This is a genomic window from Lentzea albidocapillata subsp. violacea (assembly GCF_900100275.1).
Lineage (GTDB): Bacteria > Actinomycetota > Actinomycetes > Mycobacteriales > Pseudonocardiaceae > Lentzea > Lentzea violacea.
This window is the reverse complement of sequence record NZ_FNET01000012.1, coordinates 172,108-190,971: the sequence shown is the minus strand read 5'-3', so window position 1 is coordinate 190,971 and position 18,864 is coordinate 172,108. Positions and strand designations below refer to the sequence as shown.

Annotated in this window: 17 protein-coding genes; 13 read left to right on the top strand and 4 right to left on the bottom strand. The window is 69.6% G+C overall.

Going from position 1 to position 18,864, the window contains the following annotated elements; genetic code table 11:
- The first annotated feature begins 44 nt into the window (after positions 1-44).
- Positions 45-3,101, top strand: a complete 3,057-nt coding sequence (locus BLR21_RS25990) for an RNA polymerase sigma factor (protein ID WP_176929787.1) — start codon at positions 45-47, stop codon at positions 3,099-3,101.
- 42 nt (positions 3,102-3,143) lie between these two features.
- Here BLR21_RS25990 and BLR21_RS25985 read toward each other — a convergent pair whose 3' ends face one another.
- The 3 genes from BLR21_RS25985 to BLR21_RS25975 all read right to left on the bottom strand — a co-directional run bounded on the left by BLR21_RS25985 (position 3,144) and on the right by BLR21_RS25975 (position 6,244).
- Positions 3,144-3,686 (bottom strand): hypothetical protein, encoded by a 543-nt coding sequence (locus BLR21_RS25985; RefSeq protein WP_090009192.1) that lies wholly within the window; start codon positions 3,684-3,686, stop codon positions 3,144-3,146.
- A gap of 66 nt (positions 3,687-3,752) precedes the next feature.
- A complete protein-coding gene (locus BLR21_RS25980) occupies positions 3,753-5,246 on the bottom strand; it encodes a CoA-acylating methylmalonate-semialdehyde dehydrogenase (RefSeq protein ID WP_090009190.1) in 1,494 nt (497 codons plus the stop codon).
- Positions 5,243-6,244, bottom strand: coding sequence for a LacI family DNA-binding transcriptional regulator (locus BLR21_RS25975; RefSeq protein ID WP_090009188.1), 1,002 nt, complete (start codon positions 6,242-6,244; stop codon positions 5,243-5,245). Before BLR21_RS25975 ends, BLR21_RS25980 begins: the two co-directional genes overlap by 4 nt.
- Before the next feature lie 110 nt (positions 6,245-6,354).
- On the opposite strand from BLR21_RS25975, the gene BLR21_RS25970 reads away from it, so the two are divergent.
- From BLR21_RS25970 to BLR21_RS25920, 11 genes are all read left to right on the top strand, one after another.
- The gene (locus BLR21_RS25970) at positions 6,355-7,350 is read left to right on the top strand and encodes a Gfo/Idh/MocA family protein (protein WP_090009186.1); all 996 of its coding nucleotides are present in this window, start codon (positions 6,355-6,357) and stop codon (positions 7,348-7,350) included.
- A gap of 2 nt (positions 7,351-7,352) precedes the next feature.
- Positions 7,353-8,213 carry a TIM barrel protein gene (locus BLR21_RS25965; RefSeq protein WP_090009183.1) on the top strand — a complete coding sequence of 287 codons (861 nt, stop codon included), beginning with the start codon at positions 7,353-7,355 and terminating at the stop codon, positions 8,211-8,213.
- A gap of 14 nt (positions 8,214-8,227) precedes the next feature.
- The gene (locus BLR21_RS25960; protein WP_090009181.1) at positions 8,228-9,211 is read left to right on the top strand and encodes a sugar ABC transporter substrate-binding protein; all 984 of its coding nucleotides are present in this window, start codon (positions 8,228-8,230) and stop codon (positions 9,209-9,211) included.
- Between the two features lie 15 nt (positions 9,212-9,226).
- On the top strand, positions 9,227-10,276 hold the full coding sequence (locus tag BLR21_RS25955; RefSeq protein ID WP_090009179.1) for an ABC transporter permease: 1,050 nt from the start codon (positions 9,227-9,229) through the stop codon (positions 10,274-10,276).
- A complete protein-coding gene (locus tag BLR21_RS25950; protein ID WP_090009177.1) occupies positions 10,273-11,043 on the top strand; it encodes an ATP-binding cassette domain-containing protein in 771 nt (256 codons plus the stop codon). The genes BLR21_RS25955 and BLR21_RS25950 overlap by 4 nt, the downstream gene beginning before the upstream one ends.
- Positions 11,040-11,972: a 5-dehydro-2-deoxygluconokinase gene (gene iolC / locus BLR21_RS25945; protein ID WP_090009175.1), complete on the top strand. Its 933-nt coding sequence runs from the start codon at positions 11,040-11,042 to the stop codon at positions 11,970-11,972. The genes BLR21_RS25950 and iolC overlap by 4 nt, the downstream gene beginning before the upstream one ends.
- Positions 11,969-12,874 carry a Cgl0159 family (beta/alpha)8-fold protein gene (locus BLR21_RS25940; RefSeq protein ID WP_090009172.1) on the top strand — a complete coding sequence of 302 codons (906 nt, stop codon included), beginning with the start codon at positions 11,969-11,971 and terminating at the stop codon, positions 12,872-12,874. The genes iolC and BLR21_RS25940 overlap by 4 nt, the downstream gene beginning before the upstream one ends.
- Entirely contained in the window at positions 12,871-13,758 is an 888-nt protein-coding gene (iolB, locus tag BLR21_RS25935) for a 5-deoxy-glucuronate isomerase (protein ID WP_090009170.1), read from the top strand. Before BLR21_RS25940 ends, iolB begins: the two co-directional genes overlap by 4 nt.
- The gene (iolD, locus tag BLR21_RS25930; protein WP_090009168.1) at positions 13,755-15,608 is read left to right on the top strand and encodes a 3D-(3,5/4)-trihydroxycyclohexane-1,2-dione acylhydrolase (decyclizing); all 1,854 of its coding nucleotides are present in this window, start codon (positions 13,755-13,757) and stop codon (positions 15,606-15,608) included. Before iolB ends, iolD begins: the two co-directional genes overlap by 4 nt.
- 51 nt (positions 15,609-15,659) lie before the next feature.
- Positions 15,660-16,454 (top strand): pentapeptide repeat-containing protein, encoded by a 795-nt coding sequence (locus tag BLR21_RS25925; protein WP_090009166.1) that lies wholly within the window; start codon positions 15,660-15,662, stop codon positions 16,452-16,454.
- 82 nt (positions 16,455-16,536) lie between these two features.
- Complete coding sequence (locus BLR21_RS25920) at positions 16,537-17,532, top strand: NADH:flavin oxidoreductase/NADH oxidase (protein WP_090009164.1); 996 nt, start codon at positions 16,537-16,539, stop codon at positions 17,530-17,532.
- A 73-nt stretch (positions 17,533-17,605) separates the two neighbouring features.
- Here BLR21_RS25920 and BLR21_RS25915 read toward each other — a convergent pair whose 3' ends face one another.
- Positions 17,606-17,794 (bottom strand): DUF3073 domain-containing protein, encoded by a 189-nt coding sequence (locus BLR21_RS25915; RefSeq protein WP_090009162.1) that lies wholly within the window; start codon positions 17,792-17,794, stop codon positions 17,606-17,608.
- A 173-nt stretch (positions 17,795-17,967) separates the two neighbouring features.
- Between BLR21_RS25915 and BLR21_RS25910 the strand changes: the two genes are divergently transcribed.
- Positions 17,968-18,828, top strand: a complete 861-nt coding sequence (locus BLR21_RS25910; RefSeq protein ID WP_090009160.1) for a DUF8083 family protein — start codon at positions 17,968-17,970, stop codon at positions 18,826-18,828.
- The last annotated feature ends 36 nt before the right edge of the window (positions 18,829-18,864 follow it).

Here is an 18,864-nt window from a genome sequence, read left to right as displayed (position 1 = left end):
CAGGACGCGTAATGCCGCCGCCATAGGAGGAGATGGTGTCGTTGATGGCCGACGAGGATATGGTCGACCGGCTCCGGGCAGGTGAGGGCGCTGCCCGGCACGAGTTGTTCGTGCGGTGTCAGGCCAAACTGCGCCCGTACTTCCGCAGGCGCCTGCGCGGTCACGACGACGTCGACGACCTGGTGAGCGAGGTCGTCGTCCGTGCGCTGGAAGGAATCCGCAACGGACAGCAGCCACAGGTGCTCGACGCGTGGCTGACCGGGATCGCGTGGAATCTGCTCAAGGATCGCTACACCGAACTCGATCAGCGCGACGACCGCGACGTGCCGGACGACCTCGCCGACGACGTGGACATCGCCGAGCTGATGGGCCGTGCCGAGTTGCTGTCCGTGCTGACCGCGGCGCTCGACGGACTGAAACCCGCGCTACGCAACGTGATGACGACGCACCTGCGGCTGACGTTGCAAAGGGACCACCTGGTGGTCGGCGGTGAACTGGCTGTCGCGCTGGACATCCCGAAGAGTCAGGCCGACCGGCAGTTGCAGCGGGCTCGCCAGGCGACGTACGAAGCCATCGCCTCGTACGTGCTGACCCGCGTCGGCCGCAGGCACTGCACGGCACTCGACGCGCTGGCCGCCGGGCCGTTCGACCCGAAGACGTCCGCCGCCGTGATCAAGCACGCGACGGGCTGCGCGGCCTGCGAGTCGCATCTCCGGGAAGCCCGTGACTACAGCCGCTGGGCGCTCGGCCCCGGCCTGGCAGGGCTGGTCGACGACGAGGAGAGCAAGCGCACGATCATCGCCTTCTTCAGCCGTGGCGGCGATTTCGCCGTGGGGCGGACGAGCGTGCTGGGCAGCATCACGACCCGCGTGGCAACCGTGCCCGGCGTGGACACGGTCGTGCGGCTGGTGCAGGAGAACCCGGTCGTGGCCAGGGCGCTGGCCGCCGGCACCGGGCTGGTGGCGGCGGCCGTGATCGCGCTGCTCGCGGCGAACGACGACAGTCCGCGCGGTGACGTCGCCCTGCCCGATCCGACCGGAACCTCCTCCGGCACAACGACTTCCACCACCACGGGGCAGCCCGTCGCGACCACCGCGACGACGACACCACCGCGGGGTGCACCGCTCGTCGCCGTGGTGACCAGGGCGCCGACGTCCACTCGCACCACCGCGGCGGAGCCGGCCGCAGTCCCGGTCCGGCCCACCACCACCACTTCCACGACCTCGACGCCGCCACCTGCGCCACCGGCCAGGTGGGCGTTCGCCCGGATCGACCAGAACACCGCGCCGATCGGCCAGGAGACCCCTGTCCCGCTCGCGTGGCAATGGGGCACGACGAGCGGTGCGACCGTGGTCCGCGAGAGCACCGGCGTGTACCGGGTGCGCATGCCCGGCGCGGCCTCGCCGTCCGCGATCGCGCACGTCACCGTCACGTACTACCAGTTGCCGAACCCCGTCGGCTGCGTGGTGCGGGACAACCGGTCCGAGGGCGCGGACCAGGTCGTGCTGGTGGCGTGCCACGAACGCGCTGCCGCACAGGACCTGCGCTTCACGGTCCTGCTCGCCGAACCGGGCGGCCGGTCCGTCGTCCGTCCCGGCGACCCGGTCCGCGTGCTCGGGCCTGGCCGCTATGAGGTCGACCTCGCAGGATCGTTGCGGGGCAACGGCTACGCGCAGGTCACCCCGTACTCGCCTGGCAACGTCCGCTGCCAGCCAGGCGGCGTCAGGAGCACCGCGACCGGTGTGACGATCGCAGTGCGCTGCACGGGCGAAAGCCGGTTCGCCCTGACCTACACGGAGAACGGACCGCTGGCGGGGTCGACCGGCGCCTACGCCCAGACCACCGGCACTTCCACGGATCTGCGCGTCGACCAGACCAGGTCGCACAACAGCACGGGCGGCGCGATGACGTTGCAGCGCTGGGGTCCTGGCCGGTACGTCGTGCTGATGAAGGGCATCGGGATGCAGGGCGGCACGGTGCAGGCCAGTGCCACCGAGACCGGCTACTGCCACGCCATGAACTGGTCGTCGTTTCCAGCGCCGATCAACGACGTGTGGGTGACCGTCCAGTGCGTCGACGACGCGGGGAGGGTCGCCGACCTGCCGTTCGGCGTGACCGCGATGCGTCCTCCGCCGGCGCCCGGTGAACAGGTGGGACCGTTGCACCCCAAGGACCCTGGTGTGCACGGCCCTGGTGACCAGTGGGGCTACGTGCAGATGCAGTGGCCGTCCACGCCGGTGGGAGTGCCTACGCAGATGCACCCCTACTGGCAGTGGTCGACTTGGGCGGGCAGGCTCGGCGAGAACGACTCGTGGTGGTCCAGGAAGGTGACCGTGACGAGGGAAGGCACCGGCCGTTACCTGGTCCGGATGCCGGGAATCGGTTCCCCGCAGGCGGTTCCGCACGTCACCGCGTACTCGCTGAGCGCCGACGGCTGTGTCGTCCGCGGCCACCGCGCCGATGGGATCGACGGCCTGGTCGGCGTGAACTGCTACGGCAGCACCGCGCTACCGAAGGACGTGCCGTTCCACCTGTTCCTGGGCGTGCCGAAGTCGGGCTCGGTGACGTCGGAGCAGGCGACGAGGACCGGCATCGGCGCGTACGAGGTGATGATTCCGGCCGCTGAGGCGGGTTTCGCGAAGGTGACGCCGCTCGGCGACGGTCCTGCGCGGTGCGGCCACGACGGCGGTGTCGCGACCGGTGGACAGGTGCGTTTCCGGGTGATCTGCGACCGCGACACCCGCTGGCGGCTCAGCCACGTCCAGGGAACCGGCCTGCACCAGGACACCACCGCACCCGCCGCGTACCTGACGGCCACCGGCGGCGGGGAGGTCGTCCGCGCGTTCGGCGAGGTGCCCGAGATCGTCCGCACGTCGGCCGGCCGTTACCAGGTGAAGTACCGGACGCTGGGCCATCCCGTCGTCTGGCCGGCGGACGCCGTGCAGGTGACGACGCTCGGTTCGGCACGGACGTGCACGGCGATCGGGTTGAACTCTTACGGGGTGCCCGCCCGCAACGTCTGGCTGACCGTTCGCTGCTTCGACCAGGCGGGACTCCCGGCGGACTCGGACTTCGGTGTCGCCTACGTCCGCAGGCCGTGACGCCGGGAGGCCGCGGGCTGGATGCCCGCGGCCTCGTCGATCTCAGTACCTCAGCAGGTACTTCCACGATCCGACCGGCTCGTGCCGGCCGCCGCTCGCGCACCGGCCGTTCGGGCCGCCGACGGGGGTGAAGAAGAGCACGCTGCAGTTCGCACACGAACGCCAGCCGCGTTGGTGCCGCTCGCTCGGGAACTGCGGCTCGAACTCCACCAGGTAGTACCAGGACTTGCCGATGGCGTAGCTGGAGATCCGGTGCCCGTTGGGGTCGCCGGCGCAGCGCCCGGCCGTGCCGCCGGACCACCACAGGCACTGGCAGGCCGCGCACGACCGCCAGTCGTTCTGCCCGGCGCCGCCGTCGGACTGCACCTTCACCTGGTAGCTGAAGCTGCCGTCCTTCGTGTGGTGGCCTCCGGCCCGGCACGGGATCGCGTACGGCGTGTTCGGCCACCACAGCGACTGGCACTTCGGGCAGGAGGCCCAGCCCGTCTGCGCCGCGAGCGCGGTGCCCGGTGTGACGAGCTGGGTGGCGGCGGTGGCCACGGCGAGCGTGGCCGCCGCGCCGATGGCCTGTCGTCGGTTGATCATGGGGATACCCCTTTCCGTCGTGGTACACCGGGTAGGTGGTGCGACGGGACGAGATCTCCCCGATTTTCAGCCGTGCGTCGGGAAGCCCAGGTTCACGCCGTGCTGCTGCGGCCACCGGGCCGTGACGGCCTTGGCCCGCGTGTAGAACTTCACGCCCTCGGCGCCGTGCACGTGCGTGTCGCCGAACAGCGAGTCCTTCCAGCCGCCGAACGAGTAGTAGGCCATCGGCACGGGGATCGGCACGTTGATACCGACCATGCCGACGTGCACGCGCCGCTGGTACTCGCGGGCGGCGAGGCCGTCACCCGTGTAGATCGCCGTGCCGTTGCCGTACGGGTTGGCGTTCACCAGTTCCAGGGCGTCCTCGAACGTGTCGGCGCGCACGACCGTCAGCACCGGGCCGAAGATCTCGTCGGTGTAGATGGTCATGTCGCGGGTGACGTGGTCGAACAGCGTCGGCGCCAGCCAGAAGCCGTTCTCCGCACCCTCCGGCGCGTACCCGCGGCCGTCCACGACCAGCGACGCGCCGGCGGCCTCGCCCGCGTCCACATAGGACCGGACGCGGTCCCGGTGCACACCGGTGACCAGCGGCCCCATCTGGGCTGAAGGATCAGTACCCGGCAGCACGGACGGGTGCAGGTCGCGGGTGCGCGAAGCGATCTTGGCGACCAGCTCGTCGCCCGCCGAGCCCACGGCCACCACCACCGAGATGGCCATGCAGCGCTCGCCGGCGGAGCCGTAGCCTGCGGAGACGGCGGCGTCGGCGGCCACGTCGAGGTCGGCGTCGGGCAGCACGACCATGTGGTTCTTGGCGCCGCCCAGGGCCTGCACGCGCTTACCGGCCGCCGTGCCGCGCGAGTAGACGTGCCGCGCGATCGGGGTCGAGCCGACGAACGACGCGGCGGAGACGTCCGGGTGGTCCAGCAGCGCGTTGACCGCGAAGGCGTCGCCCTGCAGCACGTTCAGCACGCCGTCGGGCAGCCCGGCCTGTCCGAACAGCTCGGCCAGCCTGATGGACGCCGACGGGTCGCGCTCGGAAGGCTTGAGCACGAAGGTGTTCCCGGCCGCGATGGCGATGGGGAACATCCACATCGGCACCATCACGGGGAAGTTGAACGGCGTGATGCCCGCGACGACGCCGAGGGGCTGCCGTAGCGAGTACGCGTCGACACCGCGCGAGACCTGCTCGGAGTGCTCGCCCTTGAGCAGTTGCGGGATGCCGCACGCGAACTCGACGACCTCAAGGCCGCGCTGCACCTCACCGGCCGCGTCCGAAAGCACCTTGCCGTGCTCGGACGTGATGATCGCGGCGAGCTCGTCGCGATGGGTGTGCAGCAGGTGGCGGTACTCGAAGAGGATCCGCGACCGCGTCGACAGCGACGACTCCGACCAGGACTGCGCCGCCTTCAGCGAGGACGAGACCGCGAGGTCGACATCGGCCTGCTCGGCCAGCACGACCTGCGCGGCAACCTCGCCGGTAGCGGGGTTGAAGACGTCGGACGTGCGGGACGACACCCCTGTGGTGCGGGCGCCGTCGATCCAGTGCGGGATGGTGCTCAACGCTGTCCTCCTGGGGGAGCTGTCGTGTTGCGGACTACGAGCGAGGGGTTGAGGAGATGGCGCACGGGTTCGGTGCGCTCTTCACGGACGCGCTGCAGAAGCGCGTCGGCGGCCAACCGGCCGAACTCGGCACGGGGCTGGTCGATCGTGGTCAACGAGACGTGGCGCAAAGCCGCCAGCGAGGTGTTGTCGTACCCCACAACGGACACATCGGACGGCACGCGCAGCCCGGCGTCCTCCAAAGCGGAGATCGCGCCGACGGCGTTGAAGTCGTTGCAGGACAGGATGGCCGTAGGCAGTGCATCGTCGGTGAGCAGCGCGCGAATCGCCCGCGCGCCGGCCGCGTCCGTGTACTCGGACGACACAACCTGCGGCACGAGTCCGTGGGCTTCCATCGCGGCGACGTACCCACGCCGCCGAGGCCCGGCCTGAGTGCCTTCGCCGCCGTCTAAATGCGCAATGCGCTTGTGCCCCAACGAAACGAGGTGATCGACCGCAAGTCGTGCCCCCGTCTCCCCGTCGTCGTTCACGGTATCCACAGTGGACACCCGCGACGACCGGGCCACGAGCACGACCGGAAGCTGTTCGGCGGCTTTGCCGATGGCGGTCGCCGGCACGACGGGCGACAGCAGGATCAGTCCGGCGGGGCGGAAGGACAGCAGCGACTCCAGGGCCCGGCGCTCACGGGCGGGAGAGCGGCCGCCGGTGTTGATGATGATGTCGAACCCCTGCTCGCGCGCCACCTCGTCGATGCCGTCCACGACCTCCGCGAAGAACGCGTTGTGCAGGTCGGACACCATCACGCCGAGAACGGTCGACGTGCGCGAGGCCAGCGATCGCGCCATGGCGTGCGGCGAGTACCCCAGCTCCTCCGCGGCTTTCAATACTGCGCTGCGTCGCATCTCGCTCACCTTGGGTGAACCCCGCATCACCAGGGACACCAGTGCACGGGACACGCCCGCACGCAGAGCGACGTCCTCCATCGTCGGCCTGACCACTTCGCAACCACCTCCCCTCTTGACACCTTGTGGCAGAAGTTACAGGGTTAGAGCGCTCCAACCAATAGAGCGCTCTAACACATCTCGGTCAAGAACAGGGGAAACCTGCGATGCGGATCGGAGTAGCGGGTGTCGGCAGGATCGGCACCATGCATGCGACCAACCTCGCCGCACTGGATCGAGTCGACGAGGTGCTCCTCTTCGACCCGGTGCCTGGCAGGGCAGCGCAGGCGTCGGCGGAACTCGCCGGGACCAAGGCGGTCGACGACCTCGGCACGCTGCTGGACAACGTCGACGGCGTGCTGCTCGCCACCCCGACGAACACACACCCCGAGATGCTCCGCGCGGCCATCGCGAAGGGCGTCCCCACGTTGTGCGAGAAGCCGATCGCGAGCGACGTCGCCGAGATGGCCGCGCTGATCGCGGACGTCGAGAAGTCCGGCGTCGAGGTGCTCGTGGGCTTCCAGCGCCGGTTCGACCCGGCCATCTACGAGCTCAACCGCCGCATCCGCGCGGGCGAGGTCGGCGACGTCTACCTGGTCAGGGCGGTCGGCAACGACGCGAACCCGCCGGACTTCTCCTACCTGCCCGCCTCCGGTGGCATCTTCCGCGACCTGCTGATCCACGACCTCGACTGCGTGCCGTGGCTCGTCGGCGAGCCGGTCGTCGAGGTCTACGCGAGCGGTTCCGTGCTGGTGCACCAGGCGTTCGCGGACGCCGACGACGTGGACAACGCCGTCGTGATGCTGAAGTTCGCGGGCGGCGCGCACGCCACACTGGCCGGCGGACGGCACGACCCGGTCGGCTACGACCACCGCATCGAGGTGCTCGGCAGCAAGGACTCGCTGGTCGCGGGCGTCGACCCACGCACCCCGCTGAACTCGCTGGAGCCGGGCGGCCACGTCGCCGGACCGGACGCCTACCCAGGCTTCCCGGAGCGCTTCCACCGCGCGTACGTCAACGAGATGAACCTGTTCACGCAGGTCATCAAGGGCGAGGTCGCGAACCCGTCGCCGGCGCGAGAGAGTTTGATCAGCCTCCGTCTGGCTGAAGCGTGTGAGCAGTCGCGCCGCAGTGGCGCACCGGTGCGGATCGAGGGGAACTAGGCATGGCGAAGATCGCTGGGGCACCGATCTCCTGGGGCGTGTGCGAGGTGCCGGGCTGGGGCAACGTCCTGCCCTCGGACACGGTTCTCGCCGAGATGCACTCCCTGGGCCTCGCCGCCACGGAACTCGGCCCGCCCGACTACCTCCCGGCCGACCCCGAACAGCTCAAGACTCTCCTGAACAGCCACGACCTCACCCTGGTCGGCGGCTTCCTCGCGGTCACCCTGCACACCGACGTCCAGTCCACTCTGGACGAAGCCGACCGGGTGGCCGCGATCCTCAAGGCCGGCGGCGCCGAGGTGCTCGTACTCGCCGCCGCGACCGGTCTCGACGGCTACGACGAGACACCGAAGCTCACCGACGACGAGTGGAACACGCTCGTCGCCACCTGCGCGAAGATCCGTGAGATCGCCGCAAAGCACGGCCTCGACACCGTGCTGCACCCGCACGTGGGCACCCACGTCGAGCGGGAGGCGGAGGTCGACAGGTTCCTCGCGGACTCCGATCTCCAGCTCTGCCTGGACACCGGCCACCTCCTCATCGGTGGCACGGACCCGGTCGAGCTGGCGCGCCGCTACCCGGACCGGATCGGTCACGTGCACCTCAAGGACGTGCGTGACGAGATCGCGGCGAAGGTGCGCAGCGGCGAACTCAGTTACACCGATGCCGTGGAACAGGGCATCTACGTGCCGCTCGGGGACGGCGACGTGGACGTGGAAGCACTGGTGAAGCTCGTTCAAGAGGCGGGCTACACCGGTTGGTTCGTGCTTGAGCAGGACACCCGGCTCAAGGACGGAAGTCCGGTGGACACGCCACTAAGGGACACCGCGCGCAGCCTTGCGCACCTCAGCAAGATCCTCTGAAGGGACTGGAGACGATGAAGTCTCGTCTGGTCATCCGTGCGGGCGTTGCCCTCGCCGGTGTTGCTCTACTCGCCGCCTGTAGCGGTCCCACGGGAACCAACACCCAGAACACGCAGAACAACAGCGCACCGGCCACCGGAGACCTGAAGGTCGCCGTCATCACGCACGGCACCGCGGGCGACGCGTTCTGGAGCGTCGTGAAGGTCGGTGCCGAGGACGCGGGCAAGCAGCTCGGCGTCGGCGTCACCTACAACTCCGACGGCGACCCCGGCGCCCAGGCCAAGCTGATCGACAACGCCGTGTCGCAGAAGGTCGGCGGCATCGTGGTGTCGATGGCGAACCCGGACGCGCTCAAGACGTCCATCGACAACGCCGTGAAGGCCGGCATCCCGGTCATCACGATCAACTCCGGCAGCGCGAAGAGCGCGGAGTTCGGTGCCATGGCGCACGTCGGCCAGGAGGAGTCGATCGCCGGTGAGGAAGCCGGCAAGAAGCTCAAGGCCGCCGGCAAGACCAAGCTCCTCTGCGTGATCCACGAGGCCGGCAACTCGGGCCTCAACCAGCGTTGCGACGGTGCCCGCACCGGTTTCGGCGGCGCGGTGGAGAACCTCCAGGTCGACATCTCCAACCCGACCGACATCGAGGCCCGCATCAAGGCCAAGCTGCAGTCCGACACGGCCGTCGACGGCGTGCTGGCGCTGAACCCGCAGGTCGCCGTGAACGCGGCCTCCGCGATCAAGGGCGCGGGTTCCAAGGCCCAGGTCGCGACGTTCGACCTGAACGCCGACGTGGTCGGCTCGATCAAGTCCGGCGAGGTGCTCTTCGCCGTGGACCAGCAGCAGTACCAGCAGGGCTACCTGCCGATCGTGATGCTGAAGCTGTTCAAGGACAACGCCAACACCCTCGGTGGCGGCAAGCCCGTCCTCACCGGTCCCGGCTTCGTCGACAAGTCCAATGTGGACAAGGTCGCGGAGTACGCCAAGAACGGCAAGAGGTAGGGAGGAGTCGGGGAGATGACCGTGACGGCCACAGCTCCATCGGCTGCCGACGAACGGCTGGGCAAGCCCAGGGCGATGGATCAGCTGATCAAACGCCCGGAGATCGGCGCCATGCTCGGCGCACTGCTGGTGTTCCTGTTCTTCTCCGTGGTCACCGAGCAGTTCCTCAGCGTGGGTGGTGCCGCCACCTGGCTGGACGACGCCTCCATGCTCGGCATCATGGCGGTCGCGGTGGCGATGCTCATGATCGGTGGCGAGTTCGACCTGTCCGCCGGTGTCATGACCGCGTCCACCGCGCTCGTCACGGCTCTCCTCGCCACCCAGCTGGGACTCAACGTCTGGCTGGCGTTGCTGGTGTCGCTCGCCTTCGCACTGGCGGTGGGCGCGCTGAACGGCTGGCTCGTGATGCGCACGGGCCTGCCGAGCTTCATCGTGACGCTGGGCAGCTTCCTCGCGTTGCAGGGCCTCAACCTCGGCGTCACGCGCCTGGTGACGGGCAGCGTGCAGGTGTCGGGCATGCGCGAGGCCGCCGGGTACGAGTCGGCCGGATTCCTGTTCGCCTCGACGTTCCAGATCGGCGGCACGAGCTTCTACGTGTCGATCATCTGGTGGGTCCTGTTCACCGTGATCGCGTCGACCGTGTTGATGCGCACCAGGTTCGGCAACTGGATCTTCGCGATCGGTGGTGCCGCGCAGAGTTCGCGCGCGGTCGGTGTGCCGGTCGTGCGGTCGAAGATCCTGCTGTTCATGACGACGGCGTTCGCCGCGTGGCTCGTGGGCTCGATCAACATCCTGCGGTACGCGAGCGTGCAGGCGAACCAGGGCATCGGCCTCGAGTTCCAGTACATCATCGCGGCGGTGATCGGTGGCTGCCTGCTCACCGGTGGCTTCGGTTCCGCGGTGGGTGCGGCGATCGGCGCGCTGATCTTCGGCATGGCCCGGCAGGGCATCGTCTACGCGGGCTGGAACAGCGACTGGTTCCAGCTGTTCCTCGGCGTGATGCTGCTGGCCGCCGTGCTGGTGAACAACATGCTGCGCCGCCGAGCGGAAAGGGTCCGGCGATGACGTCACTCATCGAGACCGAGAACATCGGCAAGACCTACGGCAGCGTCATCGCGTTGAGCGATGTGTCCACTGTGGTCAACGCGGGTGAGGTCACCTGCGTGCTCGGCGACAACGGCGCCGGGAAGTCGACCCTGATCAAGATCCTGGCCGGTGTCCATCAGCACGACCAGGGCTCGTTCAGGGTCGAGGGCGAGGAGATCAAGTTCTCGTCGCCCCGCGAGGCCCTGGATCACGGCATCGCGACCGTGTACCAGGACCTCGCGGTGGTGCCGCTGATGTCGGTGTGGCGCAACTTCTTCCTCGGCTCGGAGCCGACGACGAAGTTCGGCTTCCTGGACCGCAAGAAGGGCAAGGAAGTCACCAAGAAGGCGTTGTCCGACATGGGCATCGACCTGCGGGACGTCGAGCAGCCGGTCGGCACGCTGTCCGGTGGCGAACGGCAGTGCGTCGCCATCGCCCGCGCGGTGCACTTCGGCGCCAAGGTGCTGATCCTGGACGAGCCGACGGCCGCGCTGGGCGTGAAGCAGGCCGGAGTGGTGCTGAAGTACGTGGCCCAGGCGCGTGATCGCGGCCTCGGCGTCGTGCTGATCACCCACAACCCGCATCACGCCTACCCGGTCGGCAACCGGTTCCTGCTGCTCAAGCGTGGCCGTGCGCTGGGCAGCTACGAGAAGTCCGAGATCGACATCGGCGAGCTGACCCGGCAGATGGCCGGTGGCGCCGAGCTGGAAGCGCTGGAGCACGAGCTGCGGGGTGTCGAGGCGTGACGTCGCTGGAAGTGCTGACCGTCGGCCGGGTCGGGGTCGACCTCTACCCGGAGCAGTCCGGGGTGCCGCTGGCCCAGGTCAGCACCTTCGCCAAGTCGCTCGGCGGGACCGCGACCAACGTCGCGGTCGCCGCCGCGCGGCTCGGCCGTCGCGCCGGCGTGCTGACGAAGGTCGGCCCGGACGGCTTCGGCACGTACGTTCGTGAGGCGCTGGAAGGGTTCGGGGTGTCGACGAAGTACGTCGGCACCTCGCCGGACCTGCTGACGCCGGTGGTCTTCTGCGAGCTCAACCCGCCCGCGGACCCGCCGCTGCTGTTCTACCGGCTGCCGATCGCGCCGGACCTGACGATCGGCGAGGACGACGTGCCGTGGTCGCTCGTGCGCGAGGTCCCGCTGTTGTGGGTGACGGGCACGGGAGTTTCCGCCGAGCCCGCCCGCGGTTCGCAGCGGATGATGCTGGCGAACCGGGCCCGCGGCGGGCACACCGTGCTGGATCTGGACTACCGGCCGATGTTCTGGCCGGACGTCGAGACCGCGCGCACCGAGATCAGCTGGATGCTCGACCACGTGACGGTCGCCGTGGGCAACCGGACCGAGTGCGAGATCGCGGTCGGCACGTCCGACCCGGACGAGGCCGCTGATCGGCTGCTGGCGCGCGGAATCTCGTTGGCACTGGTCAAAAAGGGTGCCGAGGGCGTTCTTGTGGCCACGCCCGAGGGCCGGTGGACCGTCGAACCGAACCCGGTCGAGGTGGTCTGCGGGCTCGGCGCCGGTGACGCGTTCGGTGGGTCCCTGGTGCACGGCCTGCTGTCCGGCTGGGACCCGGTGAAGATCGCCCGCTACGCCAACGCGGCGGGCGCGATCGTGGCGTCCCGGCTGGCGTGCGCCGACGCGATGCCCGACCAGAAAGAGATCGAGGAACTGCTGTGATCACCGACGGCCAGTGGCGCGAACTGTTGTGGCGGCGGGCCGAGGATCCTGGCGCGATCCGACGGGCCTACCAGTCGCGCAAGCGGCGGAACTCGTTGCTGAACGGCAAGTCCACGTTGTTCCTCGTCGCGGCGGACCACCCGGCGCGTGGTGCGCTCGGCGTCGGCGGCGACCCGATGGCGATGGCGGACCGGCGCTCGCTGCTGGCCCGGTTGCTGACGGCACTGGCGAATCCCGACGTCGACGGTGTGCTCGGCACGCCGGACGTGATCGAGGACCTCCTTCTGCTGGACGGCCTGAACGAGCGCGTGGTCATCGGCTCGATGAACCGCGGCGGCCTGGCCGGTGCGGACTGGGAGATCGACGACAGGTTCACCGCCTACGACGCCTCGTCCATCGCGACGTTCGGGCTCGACGGCGGCAAGATGCTGCTGCGCCTGGTCGACTCGGACCCCGGCACGATCCCGACGCTGGAAGGCTGCGCGCGAGCCGTCACGGAACTCGCCGAGCACGGCCTGATGGCGATGGTCGAACCGTTGCCGTACAAGCGTGATCACAACGACAAACTGGTGCTGCAGAAGGATTCCGCGGCTCTCTCCCGCGCCTCGGCCGTGGCTGCCGGCCTGGGGTCGACCTCCGCGTACACCTGGCTGAAGCTGCCCGCGCCGGAGGAACCGGAGATCGTGCTGGACACCACCGCGTTGCCCGCCCTGGTGCTCGGCGGTGTGCCGTCCGCGAACCCCCAGGACGACCTCGCGTCGTGGGGCCGATCGCTGGGCCACCCGACCGTGCGCGGCCTGGTCGTCGGCCGGGCGTTGCTCTACCCGCCGGACGGTGATGTCGCCGCCGCCGTCGCCGCTGCCGCCGAAATCCTCCGTACCGCGAAGGGGGCCACGGAATGACCTGGCACCGTCCACACGGGACTCTCTCGACCGGCTCCGACGTGATCGCGCTGACCCCGGAGGACGCGGGCTGGGCCTACACCGGCCTGCGCGTGCTGCGGATCGAGGCCGGCGGGTCGCGGACCGTCGAGACCGGCGAGTTCGAGGCGTTCGTGTTGCCACTGGCCGGATCCCTGTCGGTCGAGGTGGGCGACTCCAGGTTCGAACTGCAGGGCCGCGACTCCGTCTTCACCCGCGTCACGGACTTCGCCTACGTCCCGCGAGACGAGACGGTCCGTCTCGTCTCAGCAGAGGGCTGTGAGGTCGCTCTGCCGATGGCGCGTTGCGAGAAGAAGCTGGCGCCGAAGTACGGCCCGGCCGACGGCGTGCCCGTCGAGGTGCGCGGCTCCGGCAACGCGACCCGCCAGGTCACGAACTTCGGCGTCCCGGGCGTGTGGGACCACGCAGACAAGCTCAACGCCTGCGAGCTGATCACCCCGGATGGCAACTGGTCCTCGTACCCGCCGCACAAGCACGACGAGTCCGAGCCGTGCGAGGTGAACAACGAGGAGATCTACTACTTCCGCATCGCCGACCGGGACCAGGTCACCCCGTCCCGCACCGGTTTCGGTTTCCACCGCACGTACACCGACGACGGCACGATCGACGAGGACGTGACCGTGCGGGACGGCGACGTCTTCCTGATCCCGCGCGGCTACCACGGCCCGTGCGTCGCGGCGCCGGGATATCCCATGTACTACCTGAACGTCCTGGCGGGTCCGGGTTCCGAGCGCTCGATGGCGTTCTGCGACGACCCGGCCCACACCTGGATCCGCGACAGCTGGGCGACGCAGGAGCTCGATCCCCGTTGCCCGGTAACGACTGCTGAGGGACGGGTCAAGTGAAGCTCACGACCGCGCAGGCGCTGGTCCGCTGGATGCTGGCCCAGCGCACCGAACTCTTCGACGGCACCGTCGCGCCGCTGTTCCCCGGCGTGTTCGCGATCTTCGGCCACGGCAACGTGCTCGGTCTCGGCAACGCCCTGGAGGAGGTCCGCGACCGGATCCCGGTGTGGCGCGGCCACAACGAGCAGGGCATGGCGCTGGCCGCCGTCGGCATCGGCAAGGCCACCCACCGCCGCCAGGTCGGCGTCGCCACGTCGTCGATCGGCCCCGGCGCCCTGAACATGGTCACCGCGGCCGGCGTCGCCCACGCCAACCGCCTGCCCCTGCTGCTCCTGCCGGGAGACACCTTCACCGGCCGCGCACCGGACCCCGTTCTCCAGCAGGTCGAGCACTTCCACGACCCGACCGCGACGGTCAACGACGCGTTCCGCGCGGTCAGCCGCTACTTCGACCGCATCACCCGCCCCGAACAGCTGCTCTCGACGCTGCCGCAGGTGGCGCGCGTCCTGACCGACCCCGCCGACTGCGGCCCGGTGACACTGGCGCTGCCGCAGGACGTCCAGGCGGAGTCCTACGACTTCCCCGACGCGCTGTTCGCCCCCGTGATCCACCGCCCGCTGCGCCAGCGTCCCGACCTGCTCGCCCTGGCCGAAGCCGCGGCGGCGATCCGCAACGCTTCCCGTCCGCTGCTCGTCCTGGGCGGCGGCGTCCGTTACTCGGGCGCGGCAGGCCGGGCCCTGCGCTTCGCCGAACAGCACAACATCCCGGTCGTCGAGACCACGGCGGGCCGGACGCTGATCCCGCACGACCACCCGCTGCACGCCGGCCCGCTGGGCGTCACCGGCTCGACGTCGGCGAACGTCCTGGCCGGCGAGGCGGACCTGGTCATCGCCGTGGGCACCCGCCTGCAGGACTTCACCACCGCGTCCTGGACCGTCTTCTCCCCGGACGCGCGCCTGCTCTCCCTGAACGCGGCTCGCTTCGACGCCGTGAAGCACGGCTCGTTCGCCCTGGTCGCCGACGCCGACGAGGGTCTGCGCGAACTCACCGACGTCCTGGCCTCCTGGCAGGCCCCGGCGGACTGGGCCGGGCGTGCCCAGACCGAACGCGCGAAGTGGGACGCCCACATCACCTCGCTGCGCACGCCGTCCACTGATCTCCCGACGTACGCCCAGGTGGTCGGCGTCGTGAACGACGTCAGCGAACCCACCGACTACGTCATGACGGCGTCCGGCGGCCTCCCCGGCGAGCTGATCGGCGGCTGGCGAGCCACCGGCGAGTCCACAATGGACGTCGAGTACGGCTTCTCCTGCATGGGCTACGAACTGGCCGGCGCCTGGGGAGCCGCGATCGCGCACACCCAGGGCGTCGTCACCACGCTGCTCGGCGACGGCTCGTACCTGATGCTGAACTCCGAACTCTTCTCGGCGGCCTTCGCGGGCCACGGCTTCGTGGCCGTCGTCTGCGACAACGACGGCTACGCCGTGATCCACCGCCTGCAGACGGGCCAGGGCGGCGCGGGCTTCAACAACCTCTACGCCGACTGCACGACCGGCCACCCCGAACCCCCGCGCACCGACTTCGCCGCCCACGCCTCGGCGATGGGCTGCGCGGTCTTCCCCGTCGACTCATTGGCCGGCCTCGAAGGCGCCTACTGCAAGGCTCGGGAGGTCGCGGTCGCCGAGAAACGCCCTGCCGTCGTCGTGATCCGCACGCACCCGTCGTCGTGGACCGAGGCCGGGGCCTGGTGGGAGGTCGGTGTGCCGGAGGTCTCACACCGGTCCCAGATCGCCCAGGCCCGCGAGGAAGTGCTGGAAGGCAAGGCCAGGCAGGTGCGTTACCTGAGCTGAACTCCAACAGCGGATACCGCCGGACGGCCGCCATCACGAGGATGACTCTCCGTGAGCAAGCGGATGTTCAGGCTCGGCGCGGTCGCCCTGGTAGTGCTCGGTGTCGCCCTGCTGGTGCCGCAGACCGCTCCACGATCGACGTCGCTGCTGCTGGTGGGCGGGGTGCTGGTCCTCGCTGGTGGTGCGCTGGGCTGGTACCAGGTCAGGGACGGCCAGGTCATCGACCGGTACCGCCGTGCCGTGGAACACCTCGGCAGTGACCAGGCCGAGGTAAGGCTCGGCGGGCTGCACGCGCTGGCACAGATCGTGAAGGACTCGGCGAGGAGCCGGCAGCTCGTCGACGACACCATCGGGGACTTCCTGCGCGAACGATCTCCCTGGACGGACGCGCCGGGCCCGGTCGTCAGGAGCCCGGGGCCGGACGTCGAGACAGCCCTGGCGATCCTCATCCGGCGACCTGGTGCGGCGATCGACCTGTCCCACGTCGATCTGCGCGGCGCGGACCTGGGAAAGCAGGAGCTCGCGGGAGCGGTGATCCGCCGGGCCAACCTCGCCGGCGCGCGGCTGCTCGGCACCTGCCTCGACGACTGCGTCCTCGATGGCACGGACCTCCGCGCCGCGGACCTGCGGGGAGCCTCCCTGCGCAACGCCTCCCTGCGGGTCGCCTGCCTCGAAGGTGCCGACCTCCGCGCCGCCGACCTCACGGACGCGGACCTGCGTGGCGCCGACATGCGCGCCGTCAACCTGGACAAGGCCGTCCTGACCGGGGCTCGCGTCAACCGCGGGACGCTGTGGCCTCCGGACTTCACACCAGCCCGTGTCTCTGCGTCGCTGTTCAGTGACTGAGATGCCTCACATCCGGGAACAACACACCGACCCCGGCTCCTTGAACGATTCGTAGCCCAACGAACGTTCGAGGGAGCTTTTCGTGAGCCTGTTGTTCTCCCCGCTGACCCTGCGCTCGGTCACGCTGCCCAACCGCATCGCGGTCAGCCCGATGTGCCAGTACTCGGTGACGAAGGAAGACGGCGTGCCGACCGAATGGCACCTCGTCCACCTCGGCTCCCGCGCTGTCGGCGGCGCCGGCCTCGTCATGGCCGAGGCGACGGCGGTCGAGCCGCGCGGCCGGATCTCGCCGCAGGACACCGGCATCTGGAACGACGAGCAGGTCGAGGCCTGGAAGCCGATCACGAGGTTCATCAAGGAGCACGGCTCGGTGCCCGCGATCCAGCTCGCGCACGCCGGGCGCAAGGCGATCGGTGACTGGGTGCCGGTGGCGCCCACGACCGAGCCCTTCCCCGGCGGCAACCAGCCGGAGAAGCTGACGAACACCACGCAGATCGTCAAGGCGTTCGTCGACGGCGCGCTGCGGGCGATCGAGGCCGGCTTCGAGGTCCTGGAGGTCCACGCGGCCCACGGCTACCTGCTGCACGAGTTCTACTCGCCGCTCACGAACGAGGGCAGCATCGAGGAACGCATCGCCCTGCCCGTCGAGGTCACCGCCGCCGTGAGGGCAGCGGTCGGCCCGGAGGTGCCCGTGATCGTGAGGATCAGCGGCACCGACTGGGTCGACAACGGCTGGACTGCCGACGACAGCGTTGTGCTGGCACAGGCGCTCAAGGCCGCGGGTGCGGACCTGATCGACGTGTCCAGCGGTGGCAACACCGCGCAGGCGGACATCCCGATCGGGCCCGGCTACCAGGTGCCGCTCGCCGAAGCTGTGCGACGCAAGGCAGACGTGCCCACGGGTGCGGTCGGCCTGATCACCGAGGCGACTCAGGCCGAACAGATTCTGACGGACGGTTCCGCCGACCTGGTCCTGCTCGCGCGCGAACTGCTCCGCGACCCGTACTGGCCGCTGCACGCGGCACAGCAGCTGGGTGTGGAGATCCACGCGCCGAAGCAGTACGCCAGGGCGTTCTGAAAGAGCCCTCAGAGTTCAAGGGCTGGGCGCCGGGGTGACCGGCCGCCCAACCCTTGAACTCCGAAGGCTGAATTCAGCGACGGTAATCGTCGTAGTCGTCGTACGGGTCGTCGTGTGGCTCATCGCCACCACCACTCCCGTTCGGCGACCCTTCGTCAGTTGACAGCTCGCGCTGCAACGCAGCGAAGTCGGTCTCATGAGAGCTGTATTTGAGCTCCCTGGCGACCTTCGTCTGCTTGGCCTTAGCTCGGCCGCGCCCCATGGCTCGACCCCCTCGCACAGGGACGGGGGCGGCCGGGGGAACGGCGGCCCCACTCGTCTCGACAACTGATTCCTGGTAACTACCGTACCGTGCCGATGGGGTTCCTCGCGACGCGGTAGGCGTGACACGTACCGCCAAATCTCGCGGCCCCCCTCGCGTGGAAGGATGCACACGTGCCAAGACCGTTCGTCGCCTACCTACGGGTGTACGAACCGTTATCGGTGTTGGACGCAACGCTAGCTTCCAAGGTCGAAAAAGCCCTGGAAGCGGGCCCTGTCCCCCGGTCGGAGGTAGGAGACCGGGAACGAGAGCTGTGGTTGCGATCACAGTTGGGACAAAAGCTCCTCCCGGGCGAGTCGTCCGACGTGATGACGATCAGTCCGGCCGAGGTTCCGACCTCCGAAGCCGCCCGTGTCGGTCCCGGCCCACTCGTCTGTCCGCTCGACCTCCGGGCCCGTTCCGCCGCCGCTCTGGTGGGCTTCCTGGCCTCCGCGCCGGCGATCCTGCAGGACGAGGCCCTCAGCCTCTCGTCGGAAACGGTCCGAGCGCGCGCGTCCGCCGTGATGGCCGAACTCTCCGCGGGCGCGGTCCACGTGATCTCCACGACCTGGACGATCCCGCTGCCGTGGTTCGTCCTCGTCGACCCCGCCCAGCGCCGCGTGGTGCTGGCCAGCGCCCAGGACGACCCGGAGCGCCAGGTGTCGTGGCGGGTGGCCATGGCCGACGCCAGGCGGCGGATCGCGCGGGCGCTCAAGGTCGTGAAGCGTTCGCTGGGCGACGACGGGCCGGCCAAGGTCCTCGCCGACACGGGCCGCTGGCTGGAGCACTTCCACCCGCACTCGGCCGTCGAGCTCGACTACGGCGGCCTGGTGCAGCTGCTGGGCGACAAGGACCTGCTGGAGGACACCTCGGCGGCCGACGTGAACGCCATCGTCGACGCCCTCGAAGCGGACGACGCCGAGGAGGTCGCGCTGCGTTACGAGACGCTGCGTGAGTTCTGGGGCGAGCTGGCCCGCAGGGAACGCCACGGCTGACCGGTTTCAGACCGTTTCGAGGCCACTACCAGGCGT

Bases quoted from the DNA above. Each gene is read 5' to 3' on its own strand.
- BLR21_RS25990 (WP_176929787.1), top strand. From the start codon at position 45: ATGGCCGACGAGGATATGGTCGACCGGCTCCGGGCAGGTGAGGGCGCT.
- BLR21_RS25985 (WP_090009192.1), bottom strand. From the start codon at position 3,686: ATGATCAACCGACGACAGGCCATCGGCGCGGCGGCCACGCTCGCCGTG.
- BLR21_RS25970 (WP_090009186.1), top strand. From the start codon at position 6,355: ATGCGGATCGGAGTAGCGGGTGTCGGCAGGATCGGCACCATGCATGCG.
- BLR21_RS25965 (WP_090009183.1), top strand. From the start codon at position 7,353: ATGGCGAAGATCGCTGGGGCACCGATCTCCTGGGGCGTGTGCGAGGTG.
- BLR21_RS25960 (WP_090009181.1), top strand. From the start codon at position 8,228: ATGAAGTCTCGTCTGGTCATCCGTGCGGGCGTTGCCCTCGCCGGTGTT.
- BLR21_RS25955 (WP_090009179.1), top strand. From the start codon at position 9,227: ATGACCGTGACGGCCACAGCTCCATCGGCTGCCGACGAACGGCTGGGC.
- BLR21_RS25950 (WP_090009177.1), top strand. From the start codon at position 10,273: ATGACGTCACTCATCGAGACCGAGAACATCGGCAAGACCTACGGCAGC.
- iolB (WP_090009170.1), top strand. From the start codon at position 12,871: ATGACCTGGCACCGTCCACACGGGACTCTCTCGACCGGCTCCGACGTG.
- BLR21_RS25915 (WP_090009162.1), bottom strand. From the start codon at position 17,794: ATGGGGCGCGGCCGAGCTAAGGCCAAGCAGACGAAGGTCGCCAGGGAG.